The 20,151-nt window shown below is 32.7% G+C and carries 17 protein-coding genes; 15 read left to right on the top strand and 2 right to left on the bottom strand.

Features of this window, described 5'->3' with window-relative positions; translation table 11 throughout:
* The first annotated feature begins 3 nt into the window (after window positions 1-3).
* The gene (locus V5J73_RS07435) at window positions 4-981 is read left to right on the top strand and encodes a YeiH family protein (protein WP_338644608.1); all 978 of its coding nucleotides are present in this window, start codon (window positions 4-6) and stop codon (window positions 979-981) included.
* On the opposite strand, the gene V5J73_RS07430 is transcribed toward V5J73_RS07435, so the two are convergent.
* Window positions 965-1,714, bottom strand: coding sequence for a YoaK family protein (locus tag V5J73_RS07430; RefSeq protein WP_338644606.1), 750 nt, complete (start codon window positions 1,712-1,714; stop codon window positions 965-967). The genes V5J73_RS07435 and V5J73_RS07430 overlap by 17 nt on opposite strands.
* A gap of 98 nt (window positions 1,715-1,812) precedes the next feature.
* On the opposite strand from V5J73_RS07430, the gene V5J73_RS07425 reads away from it, so the two are divergent.
* The gene (locus V5J73_RS07425) at window positions 1,813-2,811 is read left to right on the top strand and encodes a zinc dependent phospholipase C family protein (protein WP_338644604.1); all 999 of its coding nucleotides are present in this window, start codon (window positions 1,813-1,815) and stop codon (window positions 2,809-2,811) included.
* A gap of 57 nt (window positions 2,812-2,868) precedes the next feature.
* Here V5J73_RS07425 and V5J73_RS07420 read toward each other — a convergent pair whose 3' ends face one another.
* A complete protein-coding gene (locus V5J73_RS07420; RefSeq protein ID WP_338644603.1) occupies window positions 2,869-4,968 on the bottom strand; it encodes an LTA synthase family protein in 2,100 nt (699 codons plus the stop codon).
* Window positions 4,969-5,221: 253 nt separating this feature from the next.
* On the opposite strand from V5J73_RS07420, the gene V5J73_RS07415 reads away from it, so the two are divergent.
* The 13 genes from V5J73_RS07415 (at window position 5,222) to hisG (ending at window position 20,091) form a co-directional block, all read left to right on the top strand.
* Window positions 5,222-5,659, top strand: a complete 438-nt coding sequence (locus V5J73_RS07415; protein WP_338644601.1) for a QcrA and Rieske domain-containing protein — start codon at window positions 5,222-5,224, stop codon at window positions 5,657-5,659.
* Window positions 5,660-5,783: 124 nt separating this feature from the next.
* Complete coding sequence (locus V5J73_RS07410) at window positions 5,784-6,218, top strand: thioredoxin family protein (protein WP_338644599.1); 435 nt, start codon at window positions 5,784-5,786, stop codon at window positions 6,216-6,218.
* Window positions 6,218-7,201: an FAD:protein FMN transferase gene (locus V5J73_RS07405; protein WP_445236397.1), complete on the top strand. Its 984-nt coding sequence runs from the start codon at window positions 6,218-6,220 to the stop codon at window positions 7,199-7,201. Before V5J73_RS07410 ends, V5J73_RS07405 begins: the two co-directional genes overlap by 1 nt.
* A gap of 15 nt (window positions 7,202-7,216) precedes the next feature.
* Window positions 7,217-7,429 carry a DUF4266 domain-containing protein gene (locus tag V5J73_RS07400; RefSeq protein WP_338644595.1) on the top strand — a complete coding sequence of 71 codons (213 nt, stop codon included), beginning with the start codon at window positions 7,217-7,219 and terminating at the stop codon, window positions 7,427-7,429.
* 44 nt (window positions 7,430-7,473) lie between these two features.
* Window positions 7,474-8,895, top strand: coding sequence for a DUF3570 domain-containing protein (locus tag V5J73_RS07395; protein ID WP_338644593.1), 1,422 nt, complete (start codon window positions 7,474-7,476; stop codon window positions 8,893-8,895).
* Window positions 8,896-8,914: 19 nt separating this feature from the next.
* Window positions 8,915-9,577 (top strand): response regulator transcription factor, encoded by a 663-nt coding sequence (locus V5J73_RS07390; protein ID WP_338644590.1) that lies wholly within the window; start codon window positions 8,915-8,917, stop codon window positions 9,575-9,577.
* Between the two features lie 6 nt (window positions 9,578-9,583).
* Window positions 9,584-10,978, top strand: coding sequence for a sensor histidine kinase (locus tag V5J73_RS07385; RefSeq protein ID WP_338644589.1), 1,395 nt, complete (start codon window positions 9,584-9,586; stop codon window positions 10,976-10,978).
* A 196-nt stretch (window positions 10,979-11,174) separates the two neighbouring features.
* The gene (locus V5J73_RS07380) at window positions 11,175-11,564 is read left to right on the top strand and encodes a hypothetical protein (RefSeq protein ID WP_315177125.1); all 390 of its coding nucleotides are present in this window, start codon (window positions 11,175-11,177) and stop codon (window positions 11,562-11,564) included.
* A gap of 98 nt (window positions 11,565-11,662) precedes the next feature.
* Entirely contained in the window at window positions 11,663-16,006 is a 4,344-nt protein-coding gene (locus V5J73_RS07375) for a CusA/CzcA family heavy metal efflux RND transporter (protein ID WP_338644588.1), read from the top strand.
* Window positions 16,007-17,131, top strand: coding sequence for an efflux RND transporter periplasmic adaptor subunit (locus V5J73_RS07370; protein WP_338644587.1), 1,125 nt, complete (start codon window positions 16,007-16,009; stop codon window positions 17,129-17,131).
* A gap of 123 nt (window positions 17,132-17,254) precedes the next feature.
* On the top strand, window positions 17,255-18,373 hold the full coding sequence (locus V5J73_RS07365) for a VIT1/CCC1 transporter family protein (RefSeq protein ID WP_338644586.1): 1,119 nt from the start codon (window positions 17,255-17,257) through the stop codon (window positions 18,371-18,373).
* A 77-nt stretch (window positions 18,374-18,450) separates the two neighbouring features.
* Complete coding sequence (locus V5J73_RS07360) at window positions 18,451-18,963, top strand: DUF2231 domain-containing protein (protein WP_338644584.1); 513 nt, start codon at window positions 18,451-18,453, stop codon at window positions 18,961-18,963.
* 270 nt (window positions 18,964-19,233) lie between these two features.
* On the top strand, window positions 19,234-20,091 hold the full coding sequence (gene hisG / locus V5J73_RS07355; RefSeq protein WP_338644582.1) for an ATP phosphoribosyltransferase: 858 nt from the start codon (window positions 19,234-19,236) through the stop codon (window positions 20,089-20,091).
* Window positions 20,092-20,151: the final 60 nt, after the last annotated feature.

Genomic DNA, 20,151 nt, shown 5'->3' with positions numbered 1-20,151 from the left:
ACATTGGAAACGCATCAAAAAGTCATACAAAAAGAATCTTTTATTTTTTTTAAAGTAAATGCCCCTTTGCAGCAACTTATTTTTGTTGTCTTGCTATTGTTTTGTACCACAATTTTTGTTTCTCCGCCGATTGCTTTAGTATTAGGATTGATTGTAGCCAATCTTTTTGGGCATCCTTTTTTAGAATTAAATCACAAAACCACTAATTATCTGTTGCAGTTCTCAGTAGTTGGTTTAGGATTTGGAATGAATGTTCACAGTGCGGTTTCTGCAGGAAAAGAAGGTTTTTTGTTCACCATTATTTCTATTGTGAGTACTTTAGTTTTAGGAACTTTTTTAGGAAAATGGTTTAAAACGGAAAAGAAAACATCTCATTTAATTTCTTGTGGCACTGCAATTTGTGGAGGAAGTGCCATTGCTGCGATTGCTCCAGTAATTAAATCCAATGAAAAACAAACTTCAGTTGCTTTGGGAGTGATATTCATTCTGAATTCGGTGGCGCTGTTTTTATTTCCTGCCGTGGGTCATTGGTTGGATTTAACTCAAAAAGAGTTTGGATTATGGTGTGCCATTGCTATTCATGACACAAGTTCTGTGGTAGGAGCGGCGAGTAAATTTGGCCCCGAAGCCTTGCAAATTGCTACAATGGTAAAATTAGCCCGAGCGTTATGGATTATTCCTGTCGCACTGACTACAGCATTTATTTTTAAAAATAAATCGGGTAAATTAAAAATCCCTTATTTTATCGGATTGTTTATTTTGGCGATGATTGCCAATACTTATTTGCCACAAATGGAGAGTATACGGTCACACTTGGTTTCCGTTTCCAAAATAGGCTTAACAGTAACTTTGTTTCTTATTGGAGCTGGACTAAATATTAATGTATTGAAATCAGTGGGATTAAAACCACTTGCGCAAGGCGTTTTGCTATGGACATTTATTACAATTGCGACTTTGGTCTCGATTATTTATCTAAGATAGTTTTGTGACGGAATGTTTTTCGTTTGATCACATGAAATTGCAATCGGATATAATCATACAGAAGCGCAAACAACAAAAAGGTTGCAGCAACAAAAAGCGTTTTCATTTCTAGTAAATTATACAAAAAACCACCTGAAATACAGCCGATAAAAAAGAAAATAATAATCGATAATCGGAGGTAAATACTGGTTTTTAATTTCTTGTTTTCTTCGGGTTTTTTATAAAAGAACAATTGCGACAGCTCTATTCCTAAATCGGTAAAAAGTCCCGTTAAATGCGTTGTTCTGACAGTAGATTGAGAAATTTTGGTTACCAAAGAATTTTGTATTCCCATCGCGAAAAGCATCGCAAAAGCAATCCATTTTCCTTCGAAACTAGATAAATCCGAGGCGATTCCAAAAACTCCAACACTAATCAAAACAATCATTTCTAATGAAATAGGAATAACATGTGATAAATTGGGATGTTTTTTCGAAATCAATTCCGCTAAAAAATTAGAAGTAAAGGCACCAAACAAAAAGAAAATAGTGAATACAAAAAAAGTGATTGCGGCTGTGTAATCTCGTTTCATGATTTCTTCGGCAAAATAGGCGAAATGTCCCGTCACATTTGTTGTTAGTGTTTGTACCGATAAAACTCCGGTAACATTTACGATTCCGGCAACAAAAGATAATAAAGTGGCTAAACGAAGATTATGAATAAAAGTTCTGTTTTTTCCTTGATGTCGAAACATATTTGTTGTTTTCTTTTTTTAATTAACAGAATCTTAAACCCAATTTTTTCTAATAACGATTTAAAGAAATACATTTGTACCTCAAAAAAATAAATTTAATGAAAAATTTTAAAATTAAACCTACACTTGTGACTTTATCTGCTCTTGGAGTTGCACTTTTTCTTTTGTCTTGGGGCGTTATTGGTCACGAACGAATCAATAGAGCTGCAGTAATGGCATTGCCAAAACCATTACAGACTTTTTTTTACAATCATATTGATTTCATTACTCAGGAATCTACCGTTCCGGATTTAAGAAGAAATGTTTTGAATGATAAAATGGAACCACCACGTCATTATTTTGATATGGAAAACTTTGGAGATGTGGCTACATTTCCTAAGACTATGGACGAAGCGAAGCTAAAATACGACGAAAAATTCTTGACCAAAAACGGAATTTTACCTTGGCATATTCAAGATTTAATGGTAAAACTTACCAAAGCATTTAAGGAAAAAAGGAAAAATGAAATACTATTTATTGCAGGTGATTTAGGACATTATATTGCTGATGGTCACATGCCATTGCACACATCTGATAATCACGACGGGCAAAATACCAACCAAAAAGGAATTCACTCTTTATGGGAAAGCCGTTTGCCGGAATTGTTTGCAAAGGATTATAAGTTCAACGTACCTCAAGGCGTTTATCTTGAAAATGTAGAAAAAGCAACATGGGACATGATTTTTGATACTCATAGTTTAGTAGAACCTCTATTAGCGATAGATAAAAAATTGAGAACTGCGACCCCTGAAAATAAAATATTTGTGACTGATGCTAGTGGGGAAATTGTAAAAAATAAATACGGAGGAACCTTGTATTCTGATGAGTATGCCAAACAATTGCATGCTGATATGAACGGAATGGTTCAAAAACAAATGAGAAAAGCCATTACAGTTACGGCAAGTTTTTGGTACACTGCATGGGTTAATGCCGGTAAACCCGATTTAAGTGGTCTTGATACTCCAGCGTTAACTAAGAGAAACAGCAAACTTCTAAAAAAAGATATGAAGACGTATGCAAAAGGAGATCTTTTTGGGTTGACAAATGAAAAAGACTAATATATTTATCAATGATTTCAAAACGGGTGAAACTTCAATTTCACCCGTTTTTTTATGCTAATTAATTTTTTGGTATTTCTTTTTCTTCAACATATCCGAGGCTGTTTGATAGTAAGAAATCGTTTCGTTTACTAAATCCATTCTTTCTTTTGTGACCGGTATTTGATCATAATGAATTTGAAAATCGGAACCTATTTTCTGGTTTGGTTTTAAAGTCAATTGAAATTGTTTTACGGTTTGTTTCGGCGAAATAATTGTTAAAACATTGTCTTTAATCAATCCTAAATCCTGATAAGTAGCAATTAAAGCTCTTGGTTTATAATCTGGTTTTAAAACATCCTGACCAAAGAATTTACTTTGGTAATCAAAATTCAATAATCCAAAAACTGTTGGCATTACATCAATTTGTGACATCAAATTAGTATATTTTCTTGGCTCAACGAATCCCGGACTGTAAACCATCGCCGGAATCCTGTATTTATCTGCTGGAAGTTCTGTTTTTCCTGCACTCGAAGCACAATGATCGGCTAGAATCACAAAGACGGTGTTATTAAACCAAGGCTGTTTTTTAGCCATTTCAAAGAATTTTTTCATCGCATAATCCGTATACTTTACACCACCATCACGAGATTTTGCATCGCCAGGAATATCAATTTTCCCATTTGGATAGGTAAATGGTCTGTGATTACTAACTGTCATAATGTGATTGAAGAACGGCTTATTTGCCGCTGCTTCTTTGTTCATTTCCGTGATAGCTTTATGGTACATGTCTTCATCGCAAACGCCCCAAATATTAGCAAAAGTGATTTGGTTTGGTTCAAATGTTTTTTTGTCTACAATTTCATATCCGTTTCCGGTAAAGAAATCACCCATGTTATCAAAAAAAGAATCGCCTCCATACATGAATTTTACCGCATATCCCTTTTGTTTAAAAATGCTTCCAGTAGAGAATTTATTTTTATTATCTTCTCTTTTTACCACACTTTCTCCAGCTGTAGGAGGAAAGCATAATGTAACGGCCTCTAGACCGCGAACGGTTCTGTTACCCACAGCGTAAAGATTTGTAAAAACTAAACTTTTGTTTGCCAAACTATCTAAAAAAGGAGTAATATTCTTTTCGTTACCATACATTTTCATAAACTCTGCACTGTAACTTTCAATGGTAATCAATACTACATTTTTATGATTTTCGGTTGCCTCATTTTGTATTTGTCTCCAAGTCGTTTCTCCTGAAATGGAAGAGATTTGCTTTTTTAATTGTGTATATGCTTCACTGTTTGGAACGGTTTTATAAAATTTAAAATAATCCAATTCACTATGCATAAAGGCCAAATAGAATTTGTAAATACCATTAGCTTGAAGTTCATTGGCAAAAACATTATGAGCATTTTCTTTTGAGGATAAAAATGGTATTGCCAGTAAAGAGAACCCAAACAATACTAAGTAAATCCCGGATAATTTTATTTTCTCTACAAAAGCAGGAATACTTTGGATATAGTTTTTTGACTTTTTTACAATAAAATAAGTAACCAGTCCAGAAATTATGAATAAAGCGGAGAACAATGGAATTACAGGATAAGATTCCATAATATTACCTAAAACCTCATTAGTGTAAACCAAATAATCTACAGCGATAAAATTATATTTCACCCCAAATTCATTCCAAAAAAAGTATTCGCTGATTCCATTTTGTAAAATTAAAACTACGTAAATAAAAATGACAAATGAGAATAACCAAAATCTGATTTGGTTACGGTATTTAGGTAAAAAGAGAAGTAATCCAAACAAAAAAGTTTTTACGGAAAGAAAGGCGATTGCAATTTTTGGCAAAGCACTACCATATTCATTTAGTATTGTGTTTCCGATTGAAACATAAAGTAACAACGCTAATAATAACCCAAAAATAATATAACCATAAGGGGTATAATATTTTGAATTGGAGATGAAAATAAGATAAACCCATAAAAAACCACTCAATAAAACAAAAACAAAAAAGTCAGATACAAATCCAAAAACAAATAGCGATAGCGTATCAGTCCAAGTAAATGAAGTCTGTGTTATGGGATGAAAAAATAGAACTATCCTTAAAACGAAACTTACAATAATGTAGAAAAGTAATAAATAATAAAAAGGCGATAATTTTTTAAGAAAGGTCATGATTCTATTTTTACTTACAAAAGTATACATAATTTTCGCCATCGTTTTTTAAGAATTGCTTAATATTTCATTGAAATGCAATATGAATTTGAATAAAACTACTAAATTTGAAAGAATACTATTGATTTTTCTAATAATTATATAAAAAAAATTGAACTATTTACAGCTTTCTTTTTTATTTTTTAAGATTAAAAACTGTAACAACTTCTTTTGCGTAAGTACTTTATCATAACCAACCAAAAACTAAATAATTATGACTAGGAAAGAATTTTTTGCAAGAGTAGGATTTGGAGCAGCAACTGTTTTGTTACCTACTTGCATAGCTGGTTTATCTACTAGCTGTAGCTCCGATGATTCAAATGCAGATGGCTCATCAACACCAACACCAAGTGCCACAAGTAATTTCACAGTAGATGTGAGCACAGGAGCTTTGTCAACAAATGGAGGCTTTATAGTCACCAAAGGGATTATTATTGCACGAACCACAACAGGGGCTTTTCTGGCAGTATCCTCTATGTGCACACATGAGGGAGTAACGCTAGGTTATGATAAATCAGCTAATGTATTTGTCTGCCCAAGGCATAATTCTCTGTTTACAAGTACTGGCACCGTAATTTCCGGACCTGCGCCATCCAATTTAAAACAATATCAGACTACATTATCTGGAACAACTTTGACCGTTATTGTTTAGTCCAATAAAGAATCATGTATATCTGTAAAAAGTCGTTAAATTAATTCTGTCTTAATTTTCACTGTCAGAAAACTATACTTCACTAGAAATAAATACTTTTACAGTATTAAAACAGATTTAAAAGATGAAAAAGCAGATCCTATTCTTGTTTCTTTTTATAGGAACACTTGGGTATTCTCAAAATTGGAAGGCTAATTTTGAAGAAGCAAAAGCACAAGCCATTTCTGATGACAAAAATATTCTTCTTGTCTTTTCAGGATCAGATTGGTGCGCTCCATGCATTAAATTAGAAAATACCATTTGGAAGTCAGAGGAATTTAAAAAAGAAGCTGATGAAAAATGGGTTATTTACAAAGCAGATTTTCCAAAGAAAAAAGCAAATTTATTGTCAGTAGAACTAACTGCCAGCAATAAAAAATTGGCAGAGCAATACAACAAATCTGGAAATTTTCCTTTAGTGTTAGTTATGGATAAAACAGGAAATGTTTTAGGGATTACAGGGTTCAAAAACCTTTCTCCTGCTGATTATATCAAACTACTTCATTCCTTTGAGAAATAATGAAAGGCCTAATTATAATATGTCTATTCTTTACAACCTTTATTTCTGTTGGTCAAATCGCCCATAAAAGAAAGTTATCGATGTTAGGAAGTCCTTTTGAGGTTACTGTTGTTGCAAATGACACTATAAAAGCCAACGAATATATTGATTTGGCTGTAGCCGATGTAAAACGAATTGAAAATTTAATTTCCGATTGGATTCCAACAACGCAAATCTCAGAAATCAATCGCAATGCAGGAATAAAACCAGTAAAAGTGGATATCGAAGTTTTTGAGTTGGTCGAAAGAGCGATAAAAATTTCTCAAATTACCAATGGCGCCTTTGATATTTCGTATGCATCTATGGATAAAATATGGAAGTTTGATGGCTCGATGAAAGTAATGCCAACCGAAGAAGCTATAAAAAGATCAGTCGCAAAAATTGGATATAAAAACATTATTTTAAATCCAAAAGACCATACCATTTTTCTAAAATTTGAAGGAATGAAATTAGGTTTGGGCGGAATTGGACAAGGATATATTGCTGATAAAGTGAAAGATTTATTATTTTCTAAAGGCTGTATTTCTGGAATTATAAATGTTTCAGGTGATATTAATGCTTGGGGAAAACAACCGGATGGAAAACCTTGGACTGTAGGAATCGTAAATCCTTTGAACAAGAATAAAATTTTTGCCACTTTTCCAATAGAAGACAGCGCCGTGGAAACTTCAGGAAGTTACGAAAAATATGTGAATTTTAATGGAATCCGATATTCGCACATAATTGATCCCAGAACGGGTTATCCAGCAAGTGGTATTGTGAGTGTCTCTGTTTTTGCAAAACAAACCGAAATCGCTGATGCCATGGCAACAGGAATTTTTGTCCTTGGAGTAGAAGTAGGGTTGGATCTTGTCAATCAAATTAAAGGACTTGAATGCATTATTGTTGATGATAAAGGCAAAATCTATTCGTCAAAAGGAATTGATATCAAAAAATATGATTAATAAAAAAATACACTCATGAAACAGAAAATAGCCTTTGTATTTTTTACACTTTTGATTTTACAATCGTGCAGTTCAGTAAAAGAATACGAAAAAGAAAAAATAAATGATCCTGATATGAAACTAACGGCAAGAACTGCTGAGCGATACGAAACTTCTTTTCAAGTATATCGTGAAGCTGCGGCTGGAGCCAATGGAGGTAAATCAGGTGGCGGTTGTGGTTGCAACTAATTTACAAAACAACAATTTATATAGTAATTAGTAATTTCTATACCATGAAAATAAAATTTTTATTCTTTTTAGGATTAATTAGTAGCATAGGCTTTGCACAAGATAAAACGCCTGCGCCAGCATTTAAGAAACGTGTATTAGAAAGTACAGAAGTCGATTTCCTAGCTAGTTATTACAATCAAGATGGAGCAAGATCAGCTGTATCTGGAGGTATAGGTTCTGAAAAATTAACTGATGTTGCCTCAAATATTGTAGTTGCAATGCCACTAAATGATGATGATGTTTTAACCATTGATTTAGGAATATCAGCTTATTCATCAGCGTCTTCTAGTAATATAAATCCATTCAATGCTACAGGTGCGTCTGGCGGTGATGATGATAGGGTAGCAGCTCCAACGCCTAGTGGAACTCCTTGGCAAGCTTCATCCGGTGCTTCTAAAAGTGATCAATTAGTGTCAATTGTTGCCAATTATAGTCATAGTAGTGATTCCAGAAATTTTATTTGGAATACTGATGTTTCATTTTCAAATGAGTATGATTATACTTCCGTTGGTTTTGGAGGAGGAATTGCAACTCTTTTTAATGAAAAAAATACAGAATTAAGTTTGAAAGCCAATGTGTATCTGGATCAATGGAGACCTATTTATCCAACGGAACTCCACGAATATTCAAAATATGGTGCTAATTTTTTAAATCAAGGCTATTTTAATGGTGTATCGGTTTTGGATCAAAATGGGCAAACCACAACAAATTATTTGCCTTCAGCATTTCAAACGGTAAGTGGTGTAAATAGAAACTCTTATTCGGCTTCAGTTGGTTTCTCTCAGGTTTTAACCAAAAAACTACAGTTTTCAATCTTCTTTGATGTTTTGCAACAACAAGGTTTATTATCTTCACCGTATCACCGAATTTATTTTGCGGATAAAGCTAATTATTACATCGGTCAGGCACAATACATTAATAGTTACGAAAGTTCAACGAATACTGGAGTTTATAAACTGGCTGATGATATCGAAAGATTACCGGATTCCCGATTTAAAATCCCTGTTGGTGCACGTTTGAATTATTACATCAACGAGCGATTTATATTGCGAACCTATTATCGTTTTTATTCCGATAATTGGGATATTCAATCGCACACCGCAACGATTGAACTTCCTATAAAATTATCCGATAGGTTTACCGTTTTTCCAATGTATCGCTATTACACACAAACGGCTTCTAAATACTATGCGCCTTATGAAACTCATTTGTCAACAGAAAAATTTTATACCTCTGATGCTGATTTAGCTACATTTGATGCAAATCAATATGGTTTTGGAATTAATTATACGGATATTTTCACAGGTGCAAAAATTTGGAAATTTGGTTTGAAAAATATTGATTTTAGATTCAATCATTACGAAAGAAGTGACAATCTTAATGCTAACATTGGTACTATTGCATTCAAATTTATAATGCAATAAATCCTAAAATTATACAATCATGCACATATTAATCGTAGAAGATGAAGCTGGAATTGTTCAATTTCTTCAGCAAGGATTAGAGGAAGAAGGATATACAATTACCAGCGCTTCTGATGGTTTAAAAGGATTTGAGTTGACACAAAAAAATAATTTTGATCTGATTTTATTGGATTGGATGCTGCCTAAAATGACTGGATTAGAACTATGTAAAGCCATTCGATTGAAAAACAGTACTACACCAATCTTATTTTTGACAGCAAGGGATACAGTACAAGAAACTATTGAAGGTTTGAAAGCAGGTGCCAATGATTATATCAAAAAACCATTTAGTTTTGATGAATTACTGGAACGCATCAAAATTCATTTTAGAAACCAAAATGAAAATCAAATTCTAAAACTTGGAACTATAGAAATTGATATTGCCAAACATCGTGTTTTAGTTAGTGATACTGAAGTGAATTTGACTCAACGTGAATTTGATTTATTGACGTATTTGGTCAAAAATAAAGGCAAAGTATGTACTAGACCCCAAATTATTGAAGATGTGTGGGACATTCATTTTGAATATGACACCGGTGTAATCGATGTTTTTATGAATGCCATCCGTAAGAAATTGAATTTAAAAATTGAACAAGATTACATAAAAACAGTTCGTGGTGTAGGCTACATTGCTAATGACTAAATAAACATGCAACAACTTTCCTTTAAAAATAGAATTGCTTCTAATTATATCGTTACTACAGCGTTATTAATTTTTGTAGTTTTTTTTATCATTTATTCTATTGTTAAATTCAGTGTCTACAGTCATGTCAATAACGATATTACAAGTGAAGTAGAAAAACATCTCAGTGAAATTGAAATTGTAGGCAATACTTTTCATTTAATTCATAAAGAGGAATGGAAAGAACAAGAACACAATACATTAGACGTAAATCCTGTGTTTATTCAGTTTGTGGATCAAAATAGAAATGTGATTGAAAAATCGCCTAATCTCAAAAAATCTGCTCTTATCTTCAATGAAAATAATGGGGAGAACAAGCTCTTTGATACAAAGTTAGCCGATAACTCAATTCGACAAATTCAGGTCCCCATTTATAAAAAAACAAAAATTATTGGATACATCATAATTGCAATGTCTTTAGAAGATGCCACAATGGTACTTAATAATTTATTTGAGGTCTTGCTTATTGTTTATCCTTTAATTCTAATGGTACTTTTCTTTATAGCACGATTTATTGCCGGAAGGAGCATAAAACCGATTAGTTCCATAATCACGACTTCTAATATTATTACTAAAGACAATCTGACATCCAGAATTCCATTGCCACAAAACCGTGACGAATTGTATATTCTGTCTCAAACAATAAATAATTTATTAGATAGAATTGAAACCGCTATCGAAAGAGAAAAACAATTTACTTCGGATGCATCGCATGAATTAAGAACACCTTTAACGGTAATCAAAGGAACATTGGAAGTTCTGATTCGAAAACCCCGAAATACAACTGAATATGAAGAAAAAATTAATTTTTGTGTTACAGAAGTCAATCGGTTGAATCATTTGGTTGATCAGTTGCTTTTATTGGCCCGATTTGAAAATCAAAAACAAAGTTTAAAAATAGAAAAAGTCTATTTGAACGCTATATTTTTAGATACTATTGCCAGAAATTCAACTATAATACAAGCTAAAAAAATCATTGTTTCTACAGAATTTTCAAAAGATCATTATGTCGAAACAGATAGTTACTTATTTTCCATAATTATTAATAATCTAATATCAAACGCGCTAAAGTATTCGAATCAAAACGGACATTTATCAATTGCTTTAAAAGAAATTGATTCTCAAATTGAATGTCACATCGTTGATACTGGAATAGGAATACCTACTGAGGATTTAGAAAATATTTTCAATCAATTTTACCGTTCAAAATCGAATAAACATCCTGAAATAAAAGGAACCGGATTGGGCTTGTCTATTGTAAAAAGACTGTGTTCATTACTCAACATTGATATTGCAATTACCAGTGAAGAAAACATAGGAACACGAGTAGTATTAAGTTTATTTGAAGCAGACCTTAAGTAATTCTTAAGTAAATCCTTAAATTTATGTTCTACATTTATGCTTTATTTAATTGTCATTAACAATCATGAAGTTATGAATTTAATATTTTGCAAAAGTCACCAGGTTATTTAATTTTCTTTAAAACAAGAAACCTAATGTGTCAATGCATAAGTATATCATTTAAAATAAAATCTAAAAAAGTACTTAAATTTGTTTTGTGAAATTTCTAAAAAACATAATAACTTTAATCATTTGCCTACAACTAACAATTCCTTTTGTTGTTGAGGATAGTTTGCGCCTACCAATTTTGGTTTCACATTTCATTGAACACAATCATAATCATAGAGCCGTTACTATGGTCCATTTCTTGGCGGATCATTATTTAAACAAGCATCATGATGAGAAACACGATGATCATGGAGATTTACCTCTCCATAATCATTCTGACTTTTCATTTAATCAAAATTTAGCAATAAACGTAGAAATAAAACTATTCAAATTTATTCCTAACTATTATTTTAAAGAACCACAAAAAATAGCTTTTTTACAAAATCATTTTTCTTCAAGAGTTCTACTATCTATCTGGAGACCTCCAAAAAATTGTTAATTATTTTTATTGCTTTTTTACAATTCATCATCGTCTATACATTGATGAGCATTTGTATTACAGCATATTCTTAGAAAAATAATTAATAATTATAAATTATGTTGAATAAAATAATTGAGTTTTCAATAAAAAACAAACTCATCATTGGTCTTTTTATTATTGCACTGATAGGATATGGAAGTTATCAATTTACCAAATTACCTATCGATGCGGTTCCCGATATTACAGATAATCAAGTTCAAATAATCACATCAGCACCATCACTGGGCGCAACTGATATTGAACGACTAATTACATTTCCAATAGAACAGACCAATAGCAATATTCCTGGACTGAAAGAAATTCGGAGTTTTTCTCGTTTCGGTCTATCAGTGGTAACTATTGTTTTTGATGATAAAACCGATGTCTATTGGGCTAGACAGCAAGTTACTGAACGATTAAGCGCTGTTAAAGACCAAATTCCAAAAGGAATAGGCAATCCATTTCTAGCACCAGTAACTACAGGGCTGGGTGAAATTTACCAATATGCAGTTCGAACAAAACCCGGTTTTGAAAAAAAATACGATGTAACCGAGTTGAGAACCATTCAGGATTGGATTGTTCGCCGTCAATTATTGAGCGTTGAAGGTGTTGCAGAAGTGAGTAGTTTCGGTGGGAAATTAAAACAATTTGAAATTGCCATTGACCCCAATAAATTACAATCGTATACTATTACGATTGCTGATGTTTTTTCTGCTTTAGAAAAAAACAATCAAAATACAGGTGGTGCTTATATCGAAAAAGGTCCGAAAGTTTTATACATCCGAAGTGAAGGATTGATTAATACCATCGAAAATATAAAAGACATTTCAATTAAAAACACCAGTAGCGGTAGTCCCTTATTTATCCGTGATGTAGCCGATGTTCGTATTGGTAATGCTATCCGATATGGTGCAATGACTTTTAATAAAAAAGGAGTACCATCTGGCGAAGTTTCAGGTGCAGTAGTGATGATGTTAAAGGGTGCTAACAGTAATGTGGTTATCAAAAAAATTAAAGAACGTATTGAACAAATACAAAAAACCTTACCCGAAGGCGTTATTGTAGAACCATTTTTAGACCGAACAAAAATGGTGAATAATTCCATTTCAACGGTAGAAACGAATTTATTAGAAGGAGCATTGATAGTCCTATTTGTTTTAATTTTCTTTTTAGGAAATATAAGAGCAGGATTAATTGTTGCCTCAGTTATTCCTTTAGCGATGTTAATTGCAGTCATACTGATGAATATTTTTGGTGTGAGTGGTAATTTAATGAGTTTAGGAGCATTAGATTTTGGATTGATTGTAGATGGTGCCGTTATTATTGTTGAAGCATGTTTGTTTAGTTTACACAGCAGGAAAACTTCTCAAATCTCACAGCAAGAAATGGATAACACCGTATTGAAAACGTCTATAAAAATGCGTAATGTATCCGTTTTTGGAGAACTGATTATATTGATAGTATACATTCCAATTTTTACTTTGCGAGGTATTGAAGGAAAAATGTTTTTACCAATGGCACAAACAATTGCGTTTGCTCTGTTTGGTGCTTTTATATTGTCGCTGACTTATGTTCCCATGATGACTGCTTTGTTTTTGAATAAAAACATATCCCACAAAAAAAACTTCTCAGATAGAATGATGGAAAAATTAGAAAATTTCTATCAACCTCTTCTGAACAAAGCATTAGGAATTCCTCGAACAATTATTGCTGCAACTTTAGGATTATTTGTTTTGGCATTAATTACACTTTCGTTTATGGGTGGTGAATTTATGCCCTCATTAGAAGAAGGGGATTTCGCTGTAGAAACAAGGGTTTTGCCGGGAAGTAATTTGCAAACTTCGATGACTGCCATTTCGCAGGGCGCAAAAATACTAATAGAAAAATTCCCCGAAGTGGAGAAAATTGTAGGTAAAACTGGAAGCAGCGAAGTACCAACCGATCCAATGCCTATTGATGCCAGTGATATGATGATTATTTTAAAGGATAAAAGCGAATGGACTTCTGCTGAAACTTTTGACGAATTATCAGAAAAAATGGCAAAAGAATTAGAAGCTGTTCCAGGTGTTTCTTATGGTTTTCAATATCCTGTGCAAATGCGTTTTAATGAATTAATGACGGGCGCAAGACAAGATGTGGTTTGTAAAATATTTGGAGAAAACTTAGATACCCTGGCTTTATACGCTAATAAACTGGGCAAAATTGTGAATACGGTCGAGGGGACTTCTGATCTTTATATAGAAACCGTTACCGGAATGCCACAAGTGGTAATTGACTACAATCGGTCAACAATAGCGCAATATGGATTGAACATTGAAGATATTAATCGAATAGTAAACACCGCTTTTGCAGGACAAAGCACAGGTGTTATATACGAAGGCGAAAAAAGATTTGATTTAGTAGTTCGTCTGGAAGGCGAAAAACGTCAGGATTTAGCAGATGTTCAAAATTTATTAATTCCAACACCAAATGGTTTGCAAATTCCGTTATCCCAATTGGCAAAAGTTGAAATTACTGAAGGGCCAAATCAAATACACAGAGAAGACGCTAAACGTAGAATTGTGGTTGGTTTTAATGTTCGGGCTCGCGATGTGCAAAGTATTGTAAAAGAATTACAAGAAAAAGTCGAAGCCCAAATAAAATTTCCTGCGGGTTACTATCCTACGTATGGCGGTGCTTTTGAAAACCTAAATGAAGCCAAAAATCGTTTAATGATAGCTGTTCCGGTTTCATTATTATTAATATTTATTTTGCTTTATTTTGCATTCAATTCCGTGAAACAAGGACTATTGATTTATTCCGCGATTCCACTTTCTGCAATTGGAGGTATTTTCTTTTTAGCGTTGCGAGGAATGCCTTTTAGCATCAGTGCCGGAGTTGGTTTTATAGCCTTATTTGGTGTAGCGGTTCTGAATGGATTGGTATTAATTGCAGAATTTAATAGTATTCGGAAATCAGGCGAAACCGATTTGAAAGCGATTGTTTTGAAAGGAACTAAAATACGTTTACGTCCTGTTTTAATGACTGCATTTGTTGCCTCATTAGGATTTTTACCCATGGCATTAAGCAACGGTTCTGGGGCCGAAGTGCAAAAGCCATTAGCAACAGTTGTAATTGGCGGGCTATTGATTGCCACTTTATTGACCTTATTTGTTTTACCAATTTTATACATTATGTTCGAAAAAGGAACTAAATTAAAATCAAAAAAAATGCAATCAATTACAACAATCATGGTATTGGGGTTGTTTTTTTCTTTTCAAAATGCAAGTGCACAAGAAAAAATTTCACTTGAAAAAGCCATTGAAACTGCATTGGATAATAATATAAAAATAAAAAACGGAAAACTAAATTCTGAATATTTACAAAAGATGACCAAAACGGGCTACGATATTTCCAACACAGGAATTATTGGGGAATACGGTCAGTTTAACAGCAATGCTAATGATATAAAAATTGGCGTTTCACAAACAATTAAATTTCCAACAGTTTACAAAAGGCAGAAACAACTGCTAATTGAAGAAGCCAAAACTGGTGAATGGAATGAAGCTTTACAAAGAAAAGAATTGACCAAACAAGTGACAACAGTGTTTTATGAAATGATTTATCTCAAAGAAAAGGAAAAATTATTGCTAAAAAGTGATAGTATCTATTCTGAATTTTTAAGAAAATCAACACTTCGTTTTGACAAAGGAGAAAGCAATATATTAGAAAAAGCAACTGCCGAAAATCAATCAGGGCAAATAAAAATTCAACTTCTGGAATTGCAAAGTGATTATAAAATGACACAATTGCAATTCAAGTATATTCTTAATACAAATAAAGACTTTATCCCAGTTTCAGATAAATACAAATTGGATTTTAACGAAACGTTAGATGAAAATACAATTGCTAATCAACCCAGTATAAAATTATTCGAGCAAGAAGTTAACAGTAATAAAGCAGAAATTTCACTTGAAAAATCTAAAAAACTACCCGAATTAATAGGCGGTGTTTATTGGCAGACATTCAAAACAAATGCTGAATTTCAAGATGGTTATAATGGCGTTTACGGACAATTTGGAGTGGCACTGCCGCTTTTCAATTCAAACATAAAAAACAGACAAAAAGCATTAGAAATCAACAGTCAAATTGCAGAAAATAATTTGACTAACGAAAAATTAAAACTGCAAAGTCAGTATCAGGAATTAATTCAAGAATCGAAAAAACACCAAGAAACTATTGCTTATTTCGAAAATCAGGCTTTAAAGAATGTGGATTTGGTAACTAAAGCCGCTAATGATAAATTCATCAATGGTGACATCAATTATCTAGAATGGGTGATGCTAATTAATCAAAGCACCGAAATTCAAAGTAATTATATTGAAGCGGTTAGAAAATTCAATGAAACAATTCTTAAATTAGGAAATTTAATATCAAAATAAATGAAAAATACAGTCATTACTTTAATAGTGTTATTTTTTCTGTACTCGTGTGGAAATAAAAAAACAGAAAACGAAACAGAAGCTACTCCAGCTATTGAAAACACAACAACACTTACCGATGCACAAATAAAAAATGCAGGTATTGAAACGGGGAAAATCGAGCAAAAAGAGATCTCATCACTATTAAAATTAAATGGAAAAATAGATGTGCCACCTCAAAATTTAGTATCTATAAGTGTTCCAATGGGAGGATATTTAAAATACACCAAACTTTTAGAGGGCATGTATGTGACCAAAGGACAAGTTTTATGCGTCGTTGAAGACCAACAATACATTCAATTGCAGGAAGATTACCTTTTGGCAAAAGCAAAAATTGGGTATGCAAAAGCTGAATTCGAAAGACAAAAAGAACTCAATCGAAGCAAAGCCAGCAGCGATAAAGTGTATCAACAAGCACAATCAGAATACAACTCACTATCGGTAATGGTACAATCGTATGGGGAGAAATTAAAATTCGCAGGAATAAATCCAAGTAATGTATCGGCAAAAAACATTTCAAAAAGCATCAATATTTATTCGCCAATAAGCGGTTATGTGTCTAAAGTAAATGTAAATACTGGAAAATATGTAAATCCAAGCGACATTTTATTCGAGATTGTAAATCCTTCGGATATTCATTTGGCACTAACCGTATTCGAAAAAGACATTAACAAAATGGCAATTGGTCAGTCAGTTATAGCTTATAATAACATTGACCCAGAAAAAAAATATCCTTGTAAAATCATTTTAATTGGTAAAGACTTTTCCGAAAACAGAAGCACCGAAATGCATTGTCACTTTACAAGCTATGACAAATCACTTTTGCCAGGGATGTATATGAATGCCGAAATAGAATTAAAAAGTCAGCAATCAAACGCGTTGCCATCAGAAGCTATTGTAAATTATGAAAACAAAAATTATGTTTTTGTTGCTAAAGAAAACAAACAATTTGTAATGAAAGAAGTTGCAACAGGAAATACAGAAAATGAATTTACTGAAATTATTTCAGAAGATTTGAATGAGGCTACTATTGTGATAAAAGGGGCTTATTCACTTTTAATGAAAATGAAAAATTTAGAGGAATAAAATGTTAGATTTATAATCGAAACAGAAAGGTTTTTAAATTAAAATCTTTAAATTAGTAAAATTAATAGTGCAAAACATACTAACAAAAGGAGTTTTTGATTTAGTCAATTAATTAAATATAATATGAATTTTAATAAACTAAAAGATCAGTTGCAAACAGAGGTAGATACGGCTTTTTTGTACGATAGTATTGCTGCCATTCAATCCGATGATAATCTTTCAAGAGTATTATTAAGTTTGGGTGAAATTGAAAAAGGTCACGCGAAACATATGTTTGATAAAGTGTTGACTTTTGAACCAAATTACAAAATGCCTTCGCCTTCCTCCAGAGCAAAATTTCAATTGAAGTTGGGTAAAATTTTTGGTTACAGTTCTATAATCAGCAACCTTTCAAGCATCGAAAAACAGTTTGCGGTAAATTCAATTAAAAATAAGATTAAAAGCGGGGAAAAGCCAACAGGTTTTGAGCACAATCATCTTAATATTATTGAAGCCATAAACAATAATGCTGCTTTGAATGTTTCGGGTGGCTTTTTGTCCAAATTTGAAAGTCGTCATAAATCAGTGGGCGGAAATGCATTGCGTGCGGCTGTTTTAGGTTCAAATGACGGATTGGTTTCTAATATGAGTTTGGTAATGGGTGTTGCCGGAGCGGCTGTTTCTAATAATACGATATTATTAACCGGTATTGCGGGACTTTTGGCTGGAGCAATTTCAATGGCTTTGGGCGAATGGCTTTCGGTACAAAGCTCGAGAGAATTAAATCAGCGCCAAATTGATTTGGAAACCGAAGAACTGGAAGCTTCTCCCGAAGAAGAAAAAAAAGAATTAGTATTGCTGTATCAAGCCAAAGGAATGAATGCTGTTGAAGCACAAAAACTGGCGGATAAAGCATTTGAAAATCCTGAAACAGCGATTGATGCTATTATTACAGAAGAACTGGGGATTGATAAAGAAGAATTAGGAGGATCAGCCTGGGAAGCTGCTATTGCCTCATTTGTTCTCTTCTCGATTGGAGCCATAATTCCATTATATCCATTTATGTTTTTAGATGGTAAAAACGCCATTTTATTAAGTATTGGGAGTAGTGTAATTGGGCTTTTTGGAATTGGAGCAGCAATTACTTTATTAACAGGTAAAAGCGTTTTGTTTTCAGGATTTAGACAAGTTTTCTTTGGTTTAGCAGCTGCAGCCGTCACGTATGGAATTGGCTCACTCATTGGAGTTTCACTGGCTGGATAAAATAAATAACCAGTTTCGAGTGGTAATTTACATGTATTACAAGTTTTATTTTTTTTTAACCTTTAATAAATTATATTATGAATGATGCTCATTTACACATGGTGGTAAACCATTTTCCAATTATTGGGACGATTTTTGGCCTTGGAATTTTAATCGCTGGGATAGTACTCAAGAACAAGTCCATACAAAATACAGCTTATGTATTATTTGTAATTGCAGCTGTTTTTGGCTTTTTTAGCATGTCTACCGGTGAAGGAGCAGAGGAAATGGTAGAGGATTTTCCTGGAATAGGAAAAGCAATTATTCACGAACATGAGGAAATAGCAGAGAAACTAGCTATTGTATTATATTTATTAAGTGGAATTTCTATTTTAGGCCTAATTTTGAATGTGCAAAGACACTCCAAAGCAAAATTTATTTCCTTCGTAGCTGTAGTCGTTGCTGTTTTAGGGGTTTATCTAGCAACCTTGGTAGGAACTTCAGGTGGTGAAATTCGTCATACTGAAATTAGAGAAGAAAGCGTTCTCAATGTTGCAAACGATACAAATTCTAATGAGAGCGAATCAAGTGTAACGAGAGACAAAAAGTAATTTTAACAATTTTACAACTTTAAGTTAAAATAAAAATTGCTTTTTAAATAATTTATCTCTTATATTTGCAAAAGAATTTAATTCTAAAAATAAAAACAAAAATGTTTACAAATCAATTGCATCATCATCATTTTCATTATTGCTCTCAAGCGATGTGTTAATGGTATGTGTGTAAATCATCATATTTAAAAACCCGTTTGAGTACATCAAACGGGTTTTTTTATTGCCTCAATTTGTACTCAAACACTATTCTACTAAAAAAACAAAAAAATGAGTACATTAAAAATTGCAATTCAAAAATCAGGGCGTTTAAACGAAGACAGCATTCAAATTCTAAAAGATGCTGGTATTTCAATCGACAACGGAATCGACCAGTTAAAAGCCGAAGCATCAAACTTCCCTTTAGAGGTTTTATATTTAAGAAATTCAGATATCCCACAATATTTAATGGATGGTGTTGTAGATATTGCTATAGTTGGCGATAATTTATTGGTCGAAAAAGGAGGTAATATTGAAGTAATTCAAAAATTAGGTTTTTCAAAATGTAAAGTATCTGTTGCGGTACCAAAAGCATTTAATTATAAATCTGTAAAAGATCTTGACGGAATGCGTATTGCTACTTCCTATCCTAAAACAGTACTTGATTTTTTCAATTCCAAAGGCGTAACAGTCGATATTCACCAGATTTCAGGTTCAGTAGAAATAGCTCCAAACATTGGTTTAGCAGATGCTATTGTTGATATTGTTTCCAGCGGAAGCACTTTATTTAAGAATAATCTGAAAGAGGTTGAAGTTATTTTTAAAAGTGAAGCGGTTTTAGCGGTTTCTCCAAAAGTAAGCCCCGAATCTCAAAAAATAATTGACACCTTAAAATTCAGAATAGAATCTGTTTTAAGAGCAAGAAAATCAAAGTATATTTTGATGAATATTCCAAATGATAAAATTGATGCTGTTGGAAAAATTCTTCCTGTACTAAGAAGTTTAACCGTTTTACCTCTCGCACAAGAAGGGTGGAGCAGCGTACACTCTGTAATCGACAAAGACACTTTTTGGGATGTGATTGATCAGTTGAAAGAAGTTGGAGCCGAAGGGATTTTGGTTTGTCCAATTGAAAAAATGGTCCTTTAAAAGTTTTAAATTATTACGTATTCTATTTAAGAATTCTTTGCGAACTTTGCGAAACCTTTG

It is taken from the genome of Flavobacterium sp. KS-LB2 (assembly GCF_036895565.1).
Lineage (GTDB): Bacteria > Bacteroidota > Bacteroidia > Flavobacteriales > Flavobacteriaceae > Flavobacterium.
The sequence above is the reverse complement of the archived record's forward strand: the minus strand, read 5'-3'. Positions and strand labels throughout refer to the sequence as shown.